Here is a 15,384-nt window from a genome sequence, read left to right on the forward strand (position 1 = left end):
TTTCGGCCCCCTCAGCGAATGGCGCCGGCGAGGCTGCCGCGTGACAGATATCGTTCGACAAGGAACGCGATGAGGACCAGCGGAGCCACCGAAATCAATGCCGAGGCCGAAAGGCTCCACCAGGGTGTCACAGAAGAATTCAGCGCCACAACCGCCACCGGCAGGATCTGCGTATCGGTAAAGGTCAGCGTGAAGGCGAAGAAGAAATCGTTCCACCCGAAAATCACGCAGAACATGCCCGCGACGACCAGGCCGGGAAGGCTGTTCGGTAGCACCACCCTGAAGAAGGCGCCGAAGGGCGTGCAGCCGTCCAGCATGGCCATCTCGTCGATCGCGCGGGGAATGTTGTTGAAAAAGTCGATAAGCACCCAGACGGCAATCGGCATAAGGAGTGCGACATAGACGATGATCAGCCCGATCTTCGAATCCAGCAGGTTGAGGAATTGCAGCATCAGGAAGAACGGAATGGCCAGCACAATGGGCGGCATGATGCGCTGCGAAATGAAGAAGAAGGTGAGATCGCCGTTCCGTACGAAGCCCCAGCGATACTGGAAGCGCGACAAGCCATAGGCAGCCAGCGTGCCGAGAATGAGGCTGATGGCGCTAGCGCCGAAGGTGACGATCACACTGTCCCAATAGGGGCCGACCACATCGATGCCGCCAGCGCCGCCGAACAGGTTGCGCCAGCCTTCCGTCGACGGTTCGTATTGCAGCCAGGGAATATAGGTCGGGCCACCCGTTACACCGTTGGCCGTCTTGAAACTGGTGGTGAGCGCCCATAAGAAGGGTGCGACGACGAAGGCCGACCAAGCGAAGATGGCGGCATATTTCAGCGTGCGATAGAGAGCAGGCATTATTTGCGTCCTTCCAGGACGAAGCGCACCAGCAGCTTGGTCACGATCGTCAGTGTCGCGATCATGGTCACGAGATAGGTGATGGAGAGGGCCGAGGCATAGCCGATCTCGAAATCACGCAGGCCCCGGATATAGATGTAGTAGCCGGTCGTCTCTGTCGCGGTTCCAGGCCCGCCCGACGTCAGCACATAGACCGTTTCCATCAATTTCGACGCTTCGATCAATCGGATGATGATGGCGCCGACCGAAACCGGCAGCAGCATGGGCAGCGTGACGTTGAAAAAGGTGCGGATCGGTCCGGCACCGTCAATAGCCGCCGCCAGGAACGGTTCGCGCGGCAGACTGAGAAGGCCCGCCAGCAGCAGCAAGAAGATGAACGGCGTCCATTGCCAGATCTCCACCACCATGATGCTGACGACGGCAAGACTGCTGGAGGTCAGCCAGGCAAATGGCCCCAAGCCGACGAGCGCGAACAAATCATTGGCCGGTCCCAGCGATTCATGGAAGATGGTGCGCCAGACAACGGACATGATGACTGGCGTCGTCATCATCGGCATTAGGAACAGCACGCGGAAGAAGCGCTGGGCGACGACATCGCGCCAGACCAGCAAGGCCATGCCGAGCCCCAGCAGATATTCAAGCAGCACGGTGCCTACCGCCATCAGGCCGAGGCGCGTCAGTGCTTCCCAATAGCGCGTATCCGCCAGCACATTGCCGTAATTGCGCCAGCCGACGAAGTTCAGCTCAGGCGTGATCGCATCCCAGCCGGAGAGGCTGACGCGGATCGTGAAAAGCAGTGGGAATAGAATGATGGATAGCAGCACCAGCAAACCAGGCAGCAGAAAGGCCAGCTTGTAACCGCGAAACCAGGCACCGGTCATAACGTCACCATGCAAGGTAATCGGGCCGGGCACATGGATCGTGCCCGGCCCGTGTCAATTACCGACCAGCGTCTTCAAGGGCGACGACGTTGGCATATGCCTCGCGCACCTTGTCCTTGCCGATCTTCTCGACGATTTCGCGCCATTTGGCGGCAACGCCGTCCAAGGCTTCCTGGGCCGACTTCTGCCCCGCCATAGCCTCCGCGACCCCGTTGGCGAGCGTCGACATGAACTGGTTGACGCCGGGCACGCGCAGATCGAAGACGCGGTTGTTGCTCTTATCCATGCCAGACAAGGTCTCGACATAGGTCGCCGCCACCTTCTCATCCCAGCCCAGCTTTTCCTGCCAGAACTTCGGATCAAAATGCGCGTTACGATAGGGGTTCACGCCGAACCGGCCGATCTGGAGATCGAGGTTGGCGTTCGCTTCGTTGGAGAAGAAGCACAGGAAGTCGAAGGCGATGTCCTGGTTCTTCGACTCCTTGTTCACCGCCGAGGTCCAGCCCCAGGTGATGTAGGGCGGGCGGTTCGGCTGGTCGAAGTGATCCCATGTCTGGGTCGTGCGGTTCCAGACCTCGTTGGCACCCGGCAGTTCGGCCGCCATCACTTTGTTGCGGATCGGGCTCTTGGCCTCCTGCGCTTGGATGAAGGCATCGTCCCAGCTGTAGCTCATCAGGGTCTGGCCGCCACCGAAGGAGAAGATCTCGTCGCCGAGGCCGAAATTGGCACCTCCCGGCGGGAAGCTCTTCTGCGCGTCGATGAACATCTCCAAGCCCTTCACCCAGCCCGGATTATTGACCTGCGGTTCCATCGTCGCGAGGTCGAAGAAGAAGCCGCCCTTGACGTTGGGGTTCTTCGCATAGGCGGCGACGCGGCTGATGAAGGCCGAGAACATCAGATCGTCGCGCTTGGTCACTTCGGCGGAACCGAAATGATCCTTGCCGTCGCCGGCCCAGTCCCAACCCGAGAAATACTTCGCGACCGTGTTATATTCTTCCCAGGTCGTGGGCACCGCCAGATCCTTGCCGGTATCCTTCTTGAACTTGGCCTGAAAGTCCGGATTCGCAAACACGTCAGAACGGTACTTCAGATAGTGGCGGTCGCCATCCATCGGGTACTGCACCATCTCGCTGCCCCAGGTTGCGACGTCCTGGTAGTTCTTCGTGACGTCCTTGAGGCCGCTTACCTGCTTGTAGGCATCCGGCACCGGCGCCAGGAAGTTATGCAGATCGCCGATCCACAGCGAGGCATAGAACATCACGTCATAGGCCGCCTGATGCGTCTGGAACGGGATCATGATCCGCTGGTAGAGATCGCCGAAGGGCACGTGGACGACATCCACTTTGGCCCCGGTGAGGGCGGCGAACTGCTTGGCGTGCAGGTCGGTGGGCTCGCCGATCACCGGCACGGCGTGGGTGATGATCTTCAGGCTGCGGCCCGAATAGTCCTTTTTGTCGATATCGGCATAGGAGCAGGCACCGGGCACATCGGTTGCCTTGCCATAGGCGCCGTAATCGCCATAGGCGGTATAGTCGATATCGTCCGCGACAGCGGGCACCACCTGGCCGGTCAGCAAGGCAAGTGCGCAGGTTGTCGACAGCAGTCGAGCAAACTTCCTCATATCGTTCCTCCTCGTTTCACTTCTTATCGTTGATGGATCGGACCGCCCTCAGGGAATAAGAACGGCGCGGCCGTGGATGCGGCCGTGATGCAGGTCCTGCAGTGCTTTGTTGGCATCGGCGAGCTTGTATTCGGCGGTCGCCAGCTCAACGAGACCGCGATCGGCGAGCGCCATCAGCTCGGTGAGCTCGGCCCAGGTCCCCACCAGATTGCCGATGATGTTGCGTTCGGTGATGACCATGTCGACGGTCGGTACGCGGATATCCTCGCCATAGCCAATGACGTAATAGCTGCCCATCGGCCGGGTCATGGCGAGACCCTTGCTGGTCGTCCCCTTCTCGCCGACGAAATCGAGCACCGCCTCGGCACCCTTTCCTTCGGTGAGCGCCAGCACGGCTTCGACTTCATTGCCGTCCGCCTTCACCAGATGATCGGCGCCGCACTTCTTGGCGAGTTGCAGCGACGCATCCGAAAGGTCGACCACGATGATGTCGGCAGCGCACATCGCCCGCATGCACTGGATGCCGATATGGCCGAGGCCGCCGGCGCCGATGATGACGCAGCGTTCGCCGGGCAGCAGTTGCTGGGCCGCCTTCTTGACCGCGCGATAGGCGGTAAGGCCCGCGTCGGCGTAAGGGGCGACATCCTTGGGCGCCAGGCTCCGCGGCAACGGGATGATGTTCCGCTCCGACGTCGCCAAATACTCGGCATAGCCACCATTGCTGTCGAGGCCCGGAAACTTGCCCGGGCCGTGCATGTCGTGGCCGCGCCGGCAGGCAAGGCACGTCCCGTTCGAGATCTTCGGATGGACGATCACCGGATCGCCCTTCTTGATGCCTTCGACTTCCTTGCCGACTTCCTCGACCCAGCCGGCATTCTCATGTCCCATGATCAGCGGCAGCAGCTTGTCGCCGTTGGGGTCCATGTGCGGGCGCCAGACGCCCTCGATGATGTGCAGATCGGTGCGGCAGACACCCGCGCCGCCGATGCGGACGATGACGTCGGTTGACTTGACCAGCTTGGGATCAGCCACGTCTTCGTAGCTCACCCAGTTGGGCGCCGTCAGCTTGTCGTCATACGCCCTAAGAACCTGTGCCTTCATTTGCTCCTCCTTGATCCCCTCGACGGGAATTTGGCGGAGGCTCAACAGCACGGTCCGTGCCATCCGATAAATCAACGCAAAATCAAATGGATGGCCGTCTTTTAGAGCGTCTCATGCGACCAGGATCTGAACAGTCGAACAGGACAAGTGTTCAGATTCTGAATATTGCGCCAGGAACGCTTTCCGCCGATCCTGTCGCCATAAAGAGCCAGAAAAAGTCCTGGGAGGGACGATGGCGATCATGTCGGGGATCGAGCGTGCGCGCAGTGCGCTCGAGCAGGGAAAGCGTTTTCCAAACGGGGTTCTGACCGATCAGGTGGCGCGCAGCTGGGAACGCTGCGTGGACCAGGGGCTCGACCCGCGCCGCGAGCCCGAGGGCATTGTCATCGCCGCCGACGACCTCCGCGACCGGCGCGAACGGAACGCGCTGCTGCGCCGCATGGCCATTGCCGAAATGCAGCTCCTTCACTCGCAGATCGCCGGCTCCAATTTCATGATCGCGTTCGGCGATGCCGATGGTGTCGTCCTCGATACGATCAGCGATCACCAATTCGCCGAAAGCGATGCCGGCCGCTCCATCATTCCCGGCAGCATCTGGCGCGAATGCAACCGCGGCACCAACGCCCTCGGCCTCACCTTGCTGGAACGCGCGCCCATCGCCATCTACGGCCGCGAGCATTTCTTCACGAACCACAGCCATCTCAGCTGCATGGCGGCGCCGATACTGGATTCAACGGGCGAGATCGTGGGCTTGCTCGATGCCTCCTGTGCCAATGATGCGCGCCAGCAGCACACCCATGCGCTGGTCCGCATGGCGGCGGCGCAGATCGAAAACAGCCTCATCTACCAACAGCAATCGAACCTGCTCATCGCCGCCTTTCACCCCCGCATCGAATATCTCGATACGCTCTCAGCCGGTCTTCTGGCCCTGTCGCGGGATGGGGTGATCCGGTCGCTCAATCGGCCGAGCCAGGCCCTCCTCGCCGGACTCAGCGCCCATGTCGGCACGGGTTTCGAAGAATTGTTCGACGCCAAGCTCGGCACGGCGGTCGACAGTCTGCTGCGCGGCGGCACCATCCGCCTGCGCGATCGCTCCGGTTCCACCGTCTTCATGGTCTGCCGCCAGATCGGCGCCCGCAATGGCGGGGTGCAGGCCTTCGGCCAGCGCCGCCAAGTCGCGGAAACCGTGCCGGCCAGTGACGATGTTGGTTTCGTCCTTGATGATCCGGCGCTGCGCCGGCAAGTAGCCACCCTGCCCGGCTCCATCGCCCGGCGCACGCCCGTCCATATCGCCGGAGAAACCGGCACGGGCAAGGAATTGATGGCCCGCCATGTCCACACGTTGAGCGGCCGCAAGGGTGCGTTCGTCGCCGTCAATTGCGGCGCGATCAGTGAATCACTCTTCATCGCCGAATTGTTTGGCCACGAGCGTGGTGCCTTCACTAATGCTCGGGCCGAAGGGGCGATCGGGCTCGCCCGCCAGGCGCATGGCGGCACCCTCTTCCTCGACGAGGTGGCCGATATTCCACTCGCCGCGCAAACCTCGCTGCTGCGCTTCCTCGATCACATGGAAGTCCGCCCGGTGGGCGGCCATACGGTACAGAAGGTTGATGTCCAGATCGTCTCGGCGACCAACCGCAACCTGCGCGAGATGGTGGCCCAGCGCCAGTTCCGCGCCGACCTTTTCTACCGGCTGAACGGCGTCGAGATAAAGCTGCCGCCCTTGCGCCAGCGCGGCGACTTCGCGGCCATTGTCCATCATCTCTTGCACCAGATCTCACCGGAGATCGCGATCACCGACGCCGCAATCGAACGGCTGCGCCTGCTGCCCTGGCCCGGCAATGTCCGCGAACTCAATGCGGCGCTCAACCGCGCCGTCGTGCAATCGGGCTCCAACTATCTCGACGAAACCACCGTCCTCGCCGACCTCGCCCCGCACCAGGACGTCTGCCCCGACTGCGCCGGCCACGCACTCAAGAGCCAGCGCTGCCAGCAAATCCGCGACACCTACGAAATGACTGGCGCCAACATCGCCGAAGCCGCCCGCATCCTCAACGTCTCCCGCACCACGATCTACAAACACCTGCGCACGAATTAAGGCGCGTGGCTGAAGCCGTGTGATCGCGGTGGGCGGCGACTGATTCTGGGAGGAAGTGGCGTCCCCAAAGGGATATAAGCGATATCACCGAATGCCAAAGACGACCATTCGGATCAAGCTGTAGCATTGACTACGGCTCTCGAACTTCCGGCATGCTCCCCCCACGCAGCAAATTCCAGGTCAGAACAATACAGGAACCCAAGAGCAGCGAATGCGCGCAGTCAAATGAAGGTCGCGCAACCTATGGATTTATTGGCGCGGAAATGACATAGTCCGTTAACTTTATTCTGGGGCGGGCAAATGTCTTCTACGCTACCGATTGACGACATTGTCGCCTGGTCCCAAAAGCTGCCGGATTGGCAGCGTGACGCACTGCGCCGATTGGCTTGCAACGGTCAGCTTTCACCCGACGACCGCGCTGAGCTTCTGGCGATGGTCAAACAGCGCGCTGGCCTCCTCACTCCTAAAGTGCCCGCATTGCCGGTGCCGTTCGACAAAAGTCACCACGCTGGTGCAATCGGCGGATCGCCGCTCGCTCTGCTTGGGGTGCGTAACGTTCAAAACGTCAACAGGCTTGCGAGCCATCCATTTCATTCGCATGCGACGAAGTACAACTCGCAACTCAGCTAGTGAGGTTTTGGCAAAGCCCACATTTTTACGGGTGCGGTAACAAAGAGCCAAGCGATGGAGAGAAATGTCCTGAGGAGAACTTAGCATATTGGGACTTATTTCAAATGAAATCGCACGTACTCTGGAGAATGCGACAGAACAACAGCAATTCGCTTAAGGAATTCTACGATATAATATCGACTAAGATCGAAGTGCCTAAGGTTGTTTTTACCCTACAGAAGGAAATGAGAAAGCAATACCTCGGCTGTCCAGATCCCAACTCTTATCCTCGCGTCTTCAGGCATGTCATTAGCTGCTATCCACTGGGAGGAGGGGCGCGCAAAATTGACGGCGGGGACTCTACTTCCGAAGCCAAAGAACTTAATATGATGACATGCGAGCCTCTCTGAGAATACGAACAGCCCAAGAATCTTGAGGGCATGTCTCATGTTATAGTTCATCTCAGCTGCATACTTTTTGTTGCAGAGAATTTTTGGCAATCAAATCCAGTTTGGTGGATTTTTTCAGCGGCAAGTCACAACCAACATATTTTCTTCTCTGGCAAGATCGCGATAACTGACTCCTCGCCTCTATATCCGGTGGCGCACCCTGCGAAGGATCTGAGATCGTCGCCCGTTGGGTGCCGGTCACTTTGCGACAGCTGATAGACGCGTTTACTCTAAGTTGCGCTGGTGATCGACACTAGAATTTTTAGAAAAATTTGCGCTGCCCGCGCGAAATCGTATGCATGGACTCTTTTATAGGCGACCGCGTTTACCCCCTCTCCCCCCCTCTTGGAAAATGCAGAGCGGAATCTACAATAGTACCCACCAGTCGGATAACTTCGCGCGAAGGCTACCGAAGGTTTGAAGGACCAATAACTACGCTGCCGCGACAAGGCGGCTCGCTCGGGAGCAGAACCTGCCATTGGTACTTACCACTTGGCATCTATAGCAATCAGATATGCGATCGCTGTAAACGGCATGGCGAGGACGCTCAGAGCCAAGACACATAGCCTCCATCCCCACCCCATCCACCTTCCTGCCAGCAAGCGAACTAGGCCCTCGACTAGGATCCAAGGACCCAGCACGTAGGGCGAGAAGAGAATTAGGGCATAGAAGATGTTTGCCATTGATTGGCCTCACCGGGCTAGGACGCCGTCAAACTACCAATTCCGTCGGCTGAAACATCTTCGATATCGATAGATTCGTTCACATCGCTCAACAGTCTCGAATTTTATACCTTCTGACACGTAGCGGTTGTAGTGTCTCAAATAATGTCTTATTGTGCGCGTCTCACATCATTTAAAAGGATATGAGTCATGCCAATTATCGGATACGCCCGTGTGTCCACGACTGGTCAAACTCTGACCGTACAGCAGGACATGCTGAAAGCCGCTGGCGCGGAGAACATCTACGCCGAGAAGAAATCTGGCCTCGATGGCAAGCGCGTCGAACTTAGCAAATGCCTCGATTACGTTCGAGATGGCGACGTGCTGTTGGTGACCAAGCTAGACCGGCTCGCCCGTTCGACATCGGACTTCTACGCAATCCTTGCCCGCCTGAAAGACAAAGGTGTGGGCTTCCGCTGCCTTGACCAGAGGGAGCTAGACACCACAACGAAGCACGGAAAGCTCATGGTTGGTCTGTTGGCGCTGATCGCTGAATTCGAAGCAGATATCCGCAAAGAGCGGCAGCTAGAAGGGATTGCGAAGGCCAAGGAGCGTGGGGTGGCTTTCGGGCGTCAACGCACCCTAACGGATGATCAGGTGGCCGAGTTAAAGGCCCGGCGCGCGGGTGGAGAGCTAATTCGTGACCTGATGGCCTCCTACGGCCTCTCAAAGCCTTCTATCTACCGCTTGCTGGGACCGGCCTCCGGTTGACAGCCAGGACTAGCTGCTCCTAGATGGCGCCGAGACAGACCCACCCATCACCCAACCTCGGATAGCGTGCCGCTCCGGCATGCTCTTGCACGTCCAGAGGTTGACCATGAAAACAATCGAAGATCTCCGCCAAGGCGCCGCCTCGGTGGCCGGCTATTACGATTCTTTGACCCGTTTGTTTGACGACGCGGAAGCCAAGGCTGGCGTCCATTTCGATGCGGAGTGGCATTGCTCGCTCATCGCGACGGCAGCGATGTACCTCGCTTACCAACGCGGCGCCGAGTTCTTCTCCGTCATGGAAGCCACTGTTATCCGCGATCGGCTGCATAACAGTGTCGATACCGTGTATCTGCTGCTCGGGCATAACCGAGTAAGCGACCTATCTCGCGACCGCCCAAGCTATCCAGAAACCGAGCCGGACCCATTCGAATAGGATGCATTTAGGTCAGTTATACTACCCCTAAACCAACCGTGATTTTGGCGGCGTCGAGGGGGCAGCTGGCCACAGGCTCGCTGTCCCCTCGCTCAAACACTCGTCTTCCTTTAATGCTCCAAATGGTGCTCTGCCGGAAGCTCAGCAGTGACCGCTGACCGCTTTCCTGACCGCCTAGGAGCGGCCTGCGCCCTTCTTCCTGCAACACCCCGCCGAGCATCCTTTTTGCGCCCAAAAGGCTTTCCAGCCCCGTCGGAAGTGTCATTGTATTGGTGCAGCAAGCTACCAAGCTCTCCAAGATCAGTGATCTCGGTCCATCCTGCGAGCTTTCTCGCCTTTTGACCCAGATTCTCACTCGTCCCGCAGCGCTTTCCGCTCACGACGCCGGCCTTCTTGTACCTCAGGCCCAAAAGATGGCCGAAATACTGCTGATCGGCGCCGTAATATCGAAACGCGGATGGGTCATATCCCTTGCAAACGTATTTAATGAAACCGGATCGCATCCCCGGCGTCAGCATGCCGTGGCCCGTGTCGGTCGCGGAGCTGTTCTTCCAGCCTCCACGGGAAAACTGAAAGCCGCTCTTCTCCGTCAGGCCATAATGGTCCCTCAGGAGTGCCCGCACGCGCCCGATCATGGTGATTGGCAGGTTCAGCATGATGTGGACATGTTCACCCATCTTCTTGCTGGCTTCCCAAACGTAAAGGTACGACAGGTCAATCCCCTTCCGCGCCGCGATCTTGGCGATGGCTTGAAGGATTGAAGTGAGCATGGCTCTGTACTTGGACGGTTCAAGGTGATGGCCGATATCCTCGCGGCTCGGCACGTTCGCCATAATGATCGTCAGCCCAAGTGTGAGGCGATAGCCTGCCGGAAGCTGTTCCGAGAACCGAAAGGCGTTCCCGATATTAAGGATTTGCTGTTCGGTCAGATATTCCCGCGCGTTCTTCGGAGGTTTGCGGGGAAATCCCGCTAGTGGTCCGCGCTCGATAAGGGAAAGTTCGCTGTCGCTGGTTCTTGTTCGCGCCCGTTTTGCGTTCTGAGCGCGGCACTCGGGTCCCCGCGCGTTAGCTCCCGGCGTACCGGTAGCCCCAACCTCTTGGTCCATTCAATCCTTTTGATGTTTGCTGCCTCTCCTAGCCTTCGCCTAGGGATGCTAGGCACATGATACGGTAGCTACGCTACACATACCAAGATGCGCCTTCGCCTTTTTCAGCACGGCCAAAGTCCAACAATATGCCCGTTCTGGCGTTCGAAATCCTGAAAGGCCCTGATCAAACTTGGCCGAACTGACCTTTGTCGCCTTGAAAGGCTAGCCGCCATAAACGCCGACGCCAAGAGCGCATTTCAAAATTTATTTTGAAATCTGCTATTGGGGATTGGTGCCCGCCTCTGTCAGGATAATAGGGCGTTGCCTGCCGCGAACGATGTTCCCTGCTCGCACCGAGAGAACCCAGCACCCCCTAACCAGAATGTAGAGAGAAGCCATTACACAAGCTTTTTCGCCGGCAGTGATGCTGCACCCCAACATCGTGGCCATCGCGCGCTTGTTGGGGCGCCAGGCGGCGACCGCAAGATATATACCCGCTCCGCTGGATATCGACCAAATGCAGAGCGCAATCACCAATGACAACGAGAACGTAAATGAAGCGGGCAGCGATCTACGCGCGGTACAGTAGCGACCTCCAATCGCCGACTTCCATTGAAGACCAAGTGCGTCTTTGCCGTCGGCGAGCGTCCGAAATCGGCGCGGAGGTGGTTGATGTCTACAGTGACGCGGCGATTTCCGGAGCGCGCCTGCTTGGACGTCCCGAGATTGCCCGAATGCTGAAAGACGCCAAGGCAGGCCGGATCGATATCGTGATCGCCGAAGCGCTGGATAGGCTCAGCCGCGACCAGGAGGATATCGCCGCTATCTATAAGCGGCTTGCTCACGCGGGTGTCACCGTCCTTACCTTGGCGGAGGGCGAAATCAGCCCGATGCATATCGGCTTCAAAGGGACGATGAATGCGCTCTTCCTGAAAGATCTGGGAATGCGTGTCCGTCGTGGCCAGAGTGGCCGCGTCAAAGCGGGTCGCGCTCCTGGTGGCCTCGTCTACGGGTACCGGGTGGTGCCCCGGTTCGATGAAAAGAACGAGCCGGTAAGGGGTCTCCGTGAGGTCGACCCGGAGCAAGCGGCAGTGGTCGTGCGCATTTACGAGCAATACGCGGCCGGGATGTCTCCCCGAGCTATTGCAGGAGCGCTCAATGCTGACAGCATCCCTAGCCCTCGGGGCCGGCAGTGGAACGCGTCCACCATCACCGGGCAAAGGAAGCGCCTCAACGGCCTTTTGCACAACCCGATCTACATCGGTCGCATCGTCTACAATCGCCAGGGTTTCCGGATAGACCCGGATACCGGCTCACGGACCGCCGTCACCAATCCAGAATCCGAATGGGAGACGCAAGAGGTTCCTTCACTCCGGATAATTAGTGACGAGCTGTGGCAGAAGGTGCAGCGCCATTTGGTGTTGCGACGTTGTGGCTCGGAAAACCCCGGCCGCCAGCGGCGCCCGAAACATCTACTTTCCGGTCTCGTCACTTGTGGGTGCTGCGGGAGCACTTACATCATGGTGGACGCCGAATATCTGGGTTGCCGTCGCCGCAGGGAAGGTGGTGACTGCTCGAACGGACGGCGCATCAAAGCTTCGCGCCTTGAAAATGAAATTCTTTCGGGGTTGTCCGAGGACCTGATGCGGCCGGAGGCCATCGCGGCCTTCATTGACGAGTATGAAAGCCAGGCACGCGCTATTTCCGCCGATGCGAAACGGCGCCGCGCCTCCACCGCAAAGGTTGAGCGCGAAACATCGGCGCAGATTGAACGATTGGTGGCCGCTATTGCCGATGGCATCGACACCCCGGCCATGCGCCTCAAACTTGTCCAGCTGGAAAAGCGTCGCGAGGAAATCAGAACCGAAGCGGCAATGGCTCCAACGGACGGCGTGTTGGAGCTACACCCCAACTTGGCTGACTTCTATCGCGCGCGCCTGGACCGCCTGCGCGAGGCTCTGACGGCACCGAGCGAGCGGACTGAGGCCGCCACCCTCCTCCGGGGTCTTATCGACCAGATCGTTTTGCATCCCACTGCCGGCAAGCGTGGGCTGGAAGCTGAGATAGTGAGCCAGGTGTCTGCTCTGTCGGCCCTCGTACAAGGCAAGAACAAAGCCAAACCGGAACTAGTGATGTCGGTGGCGTCCCCAACGGGATTTGAACCCGTGTTACCAACGTGAGAGGCTGGTGTCCTAGGCCACTAGACGATGGGGACCCTAGATGGGCCGCGGGCAGATGCGCGGCGCGGGCGAACTCTTAGAGGATTGGCGCGCGGCAATCAAGCGTCATTTAACACCTTCACCTGCAACGCTTTTCTCCCGTCGAGCCGGCCTCAGCTGGCCGCCTTGGCAAGTGATGCGGCCTTGGCGATGAAGGCGTCAACGTCCTGCGGCTTGGTGGCGAAGCTGGTTACCAGGCGGATGGTGCCCGGCGCCGCCCCCGGCCAGTCGTAGAACTGGAACCCGGCGGCGCGGAGGCCAGCCACAGTCTCGAGCGGCAGCCGCACGAAGATCTCGTTGGCTTCGACCGGATAGAGGAGATGGACGCCGGGCACGGCCTTGAGGCCATTGACCAGCTTCTGCGCCTGGGCGTTGGCGTGGGCGGCGAGCTTCAGCCACAGATCGCCTTCGAGATAGGCATCGAGCTGCGCCGAGACGAAGCGCATCTTCGAGATGAGATGCCCAGCGCGCTTGCGGCGGAACGCAAAGCTTTCGGCAAGCGCCGCGTCGAAGAAGACGACCGCCTCGGCCGCGAGCGCCCCGTTCTTGGTGGCGCCGAAGGAGAGCACGTCGACGCCGGCCTTCCAGGTGATGTCGGCAGGCGTCACCTTGAGATGCGCCACGGCATTGGCAAAGCGCGCGCCGTCCATATGCAGCTTCACCTTGTGGCGCCGCGCGATCTCGGCGATGGCACTCACCTCGCCAACGGTGTAGGCCGTGCCGCATTCGCTGGCTTGGGTGAGGCTCACCGCCGCCGGCTGTACGTGATGCACATCGCCCGCGCGCGCATTGTCGAGCGCCGCGGCCACATCCTTCGCCACAATCTTGCCACCCTCGCCCGCGATAGGCACGATCTTGGCACCGCCGGTATAGAATTCCGGTGCACCGCATTCATCGACCATGACATGCGCTTCCGGGTGGCAATAGACGGCGCCATAGGGGGGCGTCAGTGTCGCCAGCGCCAACGCATTGGCGGCCGTCCCGGTCGAGACCGGAAAGGCCCAGACCTGGCGTTCGAAAATCTCAGCAAGGCGCTTCTCGACCCGCGCCGTGATCTCGTCGCCGCCATAGGAGGACATCGTCCCTTCATTGGCGCGGCCGATGGCCGCCAGGATCTCGGGCGCAACGCCCGCCACATTGTCGCTGCAGAAATTCATGGATGTGCCTTCAACTCGAATTGGCCGATGAGCCGCCCCGTCTTCATATCCGCGATCAGCACCCGGCGGCAATCGTCCCGCCCGCCGATCGAGAGGATCAATCGGTCCCCTTCCGCCGCCATCTGCTCGACGCGGCAGCCATCCGGCACCGGCAGGCTGGCCAAATCGAAGCCCGATCTCCCCATCCGCGTGGTGCCGACATAGACCAGGAACAGGGCCGCCGCGACGAGGACCAGGGCAAAGAAAATCACCAATGCCTTGAGAAACCGCATCTGGCGGGGTACTTCCGTCGTCACATCATTCATGCGGCACCCAATGACCCACAGATTAGAGCTCAGCATACCGGCGGAAGCGGCCGGCGAACGCCTCGACCGGGCGCTCGCAACCCTCTTGCCGGACATGTCCCGCTCGCGCCTCAAGGCCTTGATCGAGGCCGGAAATCTCGTTGCGGCGGCAAGCGGCGCGACGATAGACGAGCCCTCGTTCAGGGTCAAACCGGGCGAGATCTACCGGCTCGATGTGCCGGACGCCACCCCGCCCGAGCCAGAGGGCCAGGCGATCCCGCTCGACATCGTCTATGAGGATGCCGACATCATCGTGGTCGACAAGCCGGCCGGCATGGTGGTCCATCCGGCGCCGGGGAATGCCGACGGCACCCTGGTCAACGCCCTCATCGCCCATTGCGGCGACAGCCTTTCGGGGATCGGCGGGGTGAAGCGCCCCGGCATCGTCCACCGGATCGACAAGGATACGAGCGGCCTCATCATCGCCGCCAAGAACGATGCGGCGCACCACGCCCTCTCCGAAGCCTTTGCGGCCCACGACATCCAGCGTGCCTATAAATGCCTGGTCTGGGGCCTGCCCGCCCCCAAGGCCGGCACCATCGAAACGCTGATCGGCCGCCATCCGACGCACCGCCAGAAAATGGCCGTGGTCTCCCGCAACGGCAAGGAAGCGATCACCCATTACCTGGTCGAACTCTCTTTTGGCCTGGGCGCCGCCTTGGTCGAATGCCGGCTGGAGACGGGCCGCACGCACCAGATCCGCGTCCACATGACCCATATCGGCCACCCGCTCATCGGCGATCCGGTTTATGGCCGCGCCACAACGGCGCGGCGGGCCCAGGTCTCGGATGCCGCGCGCGAGGCCGCCAAGGCCTTCCCGCGCCAGGCGCTCCATGCCGCCCTCCTCGGTGTAAACCATCCGCGATCCGGTGCGTATATGGAGTGGGAGTCGGAAATTCCCGCCGATATGCGGGAGTTGATCCGGATCCTCGGAACCAAGTAACTGCTTGATCCGTTTAGGAATTCAGCGGGACTTGAAGATCCGCTTTGTTAACCTATCTTAACTAAGACGATAGCCGACTCTCTTGGTCAAGCTTTAGGCAGGTTTCTGCCTTAAAGTGGTCACGATCGGTGGCCAGGATTGGAGAGCAAGCCGG

Annotated in this window: 13 protein-coding genes and 1 tRNA gene; 6 read left to right on the forward strand and 8 right to left on the reverse strand. The window is 60.0% G+C overall.

All coding sequences use genetic code 11. The features are described from left to right. Window positions 1–11 precede the first annotated feature (11 nt). Genes ACE3PP_RS15245 through ACE3PP_RS15260 form a run of 4 tightly spaced genes read right to left on the reverse strand, consistent with a single transcriptional unit; the run spans window position 12 to window position 4,457 of the window. A complete protein-coding gene (locus ACE3PP_RS15245) occupies window positions 12–854 on the reverse strand; it encodes a carbohydrate ABC transporter permease (RefSeq protein WP_374383787.1) in 843 nt (280 codons plus the stop codon). Continuing rightward, entirely contained in the window at window positions 854–1,735 is an 882-nt protein-coding gene (locus ACE3PP_RS15250; RefSeq protein ID WP_374383789.1) for a carbohydrate ABC transporter permease, read from the reverse strand. The genes ACE3PP_RS15245 and ACE3PP_RS15250 overlap by 1 nt, the downstream gene beginning before the upstream one ends. Window positions 1,736–1,793: 58 nt before the next feature. Continuing rightward, window positions 1,794–3,356 (reverse strand): ABC transporter substrate-binding protein, encoded by a 1,563-nt coding sequence (locus tag ACE3PP_RS15255; protein ID WP_374383791.1) that lies wholly within the window; start codon window positions 3,354–3,356, stop codon window positions 1,794–1,796. 48 nt (window positions 3,357–3,404) lie between these two features. Next, window positions 3,405–4,457, reverse strand: coding sequence for an NAD(P)-dependent alcohol dehydrogenase (locus ACE3PP_RS15260; RefSeq protein ID WP_374383793.1), 1,053 nt, complete (start codon window positions 4,455–4,457; stop codon window positions 3,405–3,407). 232 nt (window positions 4,458–4,689) lie between these two features. On the opposite strand from ACE3PP_RS15260, the gene ACE3PP_RS15265 reads away from it, so the two are divergent. From ACE3PP_RS15265 to ACE3PP_RS15280, 4 genes are all read left to right on the forward strand, one after another. Further along, window positions 4,690–6,555, forward strand: coding sequence for a sigma-54-dependent Fis family transcriptional regulator (locus ACE3PP_RS15265; RefSeq protein ID WP_374383795.1), 1,866 nt, complete (start codon window positions 4,690–4,692; stop codon window positions 6,553–6,555). A gap of 300 nt (window positions 6,556–6,855) precedes the next feature. Beyond that, window positions 6,856–7,185 (forward strand): hypothetical protein, encoded by a 330-nt coding sequence (locus tag ACE3PP_RS15270; protein WP_374383797.1) that lies wholly within the window; start codon window positions 6,856–6,858, stop codon window positions 7,183–7,185. A gap of 1,300 nt (window positions 7,186–8,485) precedes the next feature. After that, entirely contained in the window at window positions 8,486–9,046 is a 561-nt protein-coding gene (locus tag ACE3PP_RS15275) for a recombinase family protein (RefSeq protein ID WP_374383799.1), read from the forward strand. A gap of 106 nt (window positions 9,047–9,152) precedes the next feature. Further along, on the forward strand, window positions 9,153–9,479 hold the full coding sequence (locus ACE3PP_RS15280; protein ID WP_374383801.1) for a hypothetical protein: 327 nt from the start codon (window positions 9,153–9,155) through the stop codon (window positions 9,477–9,479). Between the two features lie 110 nt (window positions 9,480–9,589). On the opposite strand, the gene ACE3PP_RS15285 is transcribed toward ACE3PP_RS15280, so the two are convergent. Next, a complete protein-coding gene (locus ACE3PP_RS15285) occupies window positions 9,590–10,585 on the reverse strand; it encodes a hypothetical protein (protein ID WP_374383803.1) in 996 nt (331 codons plus the stop codon). 536 nt (window positions 10,586–11,121) lie between these two features. Between ACE3PP_RS15285 and ACE3PP_RS15290 the strand changes: the two genes are divergently transcribed. After that, window positions 11,122–12,747 (forward strand): recombinase family protein, encoded by a 1,626-nt coding sequence (locus ACE3PP_RS15290; RefSeq protein ID WP_374383960.1) that lies wholly within the window; start codon window positions 11,122–11,124, stop codon window positions 12,745–12,747. Here ACE3PP_RS15290 and ACE3PP_RS15295 read toward each other — a convergent pair. From ACE3PP_RS15295 to ACE3PP_RS15305, 3 genes are all read right to left on the reverse strand, one after another. Continuing rightward, window positions 12,707–12,782, reverse strand: a tRNA-Glu gene (locus ACE3PP_RS15295). The genes ACE3PP_RS15290 and ACE3PP_RS15295 overlap by 41 nt on opposite strands. 117 nt (window positions 12,783–12,899) lie before the next feature. Next, window positions 12,900–13,943 carry a low specificity L-threonine aldolase gene (locus ACE3PP_RS15300; RefSeq protein ID WP_374383805.1) on the reverse strand — a complete coding sequence of 348 codons (1,044 nt, stop codon included), beginning with the start codon at window positions 13,941–13,943 and terminating at the stop codon, window positions 12,900–12,902. After that, complete coding sequence (locus tag ACE3PP_RS15305) at window positions 13,940–14,248, reverse strand: DUF6476 family protein (RefSeq protein ID WP_374383807.1); 309 nt, start codon at window positions 14,246–14,248, stop codon at window positions 13,940–13,942. The genes ACE3PP_RS15300 and ACE3PP_RS15305 overlap by 4 nt, the downstream gene beginning before the upstream one ends. Before the next feature lie 10 nt (window positions 14,249–14,258). Here ACE3PP_RS15305 and ACE3PP_RS15310 point away from each other — a divergent pair, with 10 nt between their 5' ends. After that, window positions 14,259–15,230 (forward strand): RluA family pseudouridine synthase, encoded by a 972-nt coding sequence (locus tag ACE3PP_RS15310; RefSeq protein WP_374383809.1) that lies wholly within the window; start codon window positions 14,259–14,261, stop codon window positions 15,228–15,230. Window positions 15,231–15,384 lie beyond the last annotated feature (154 nt).

Origin of the sequence: Dongia sp. (assembly GCF_041910485.1) — a bacterium.
Taxonomy (GTDB): Bacteria; Pseudomonadota; Alphaproteobacteria; order Dongiales; family Dongiaceae; genus Dongia.

Bases quoted from the DNA above. Each gene is read 5' to 3' on its own strand.
- ACE3PP_RS15270 (WP_374383797.1), top strand. From the start codon at position 6,856: ATGTCTTCTACGCTACCGATTGACGACATTGTCGCCTGGTCCCAAAAG.
- ACE3PP_RS15250 (WP_374383789.1), bottom strand. From the start codon at position 1,735: ATGACCGGTGCCTGGTTTCGCGGTTACAAGCTGGCCTTTCTGCTGCCT.
- ACE3PP_RS15285 (WP_374383803.1), bottom strand. From the start codon at position 10,585: ATGGACCAAGAGGTTGGGGCTACCGGTACGCCGGGAGCTAACGCGCGG.
- ACE3PP_RS15305 (WP_374383807.1), bottom strand. From the start codon at position 14,248: ATGAATGATGTGACGACGGAAGTACCCCGCCAGATGCGGTTTCTCAAG.
- ACE3PP_RS15280 (WP_374383801.1), top strand. From the start codon at position 9,153: ATGAAAACAATCGAAGATCTCCGCCAAGGCGCCGCCTCGGTGGCCGGC.
- ACE3PP_RS15290 (WP_374383960.1), top strand. From the start codon at position 11,122: ATGAAGCGGGCAGCGATCTACGCGCGGTACAGTAGCGACCTCCAATCG.
- ACE3PP_RS15255 (WP_374383791.1), bottom strand. From the start codon at position 3,356: ATGAGGAAGTTTGCTCGACTGCTGTCGACAACCTGCGCACTTGCCTTG.
- ACE3PP_RS15265 (WP_374383795.1), top strand. From the start codon at position 4,690: ATGGCGATCATGTCGGGGATCGAGCGTGCGCGCAGTGCGCTCGAGCAG.
- ACE3PP_RS15245 (WP_374383787.1), bottom strand. From the start codon at position 854: ATGCCTGCTCTCTATCGCACGCTGAAATATGCCGCCATCTTCGCTTGG.
- ACE3PP_RS15275 (WP_374383799.1), top strand. From the start codon at position 8,486: ATGCCAATTATCGGATACGCCCGTGTGTCCACGACTGGTCAAACTCTG.
- ACE3PP_RS15260 (WP_374383793.1), bottom strand. From the start codon at position 4,457: ATGAAGGCACAGGTTCTTAGGGCGTATGACGACAAGCTGACGGCGCCC.
- ACE3PP_RS15310 (WP_374383809.1), top strand. From the start codon at position 14,259: ATGACCCACAGATTAGAGCTCAGCATACCGGCGGAAGCGGCCGGCGAA.
- ACE3PP_RS15300 (WP_374383805.1), bottom strand. From the start codon at position 13,943: ATGAATTTCTGCAGCGACAATGTGGCGGGCGTTGCGCCCGAGATCCTG.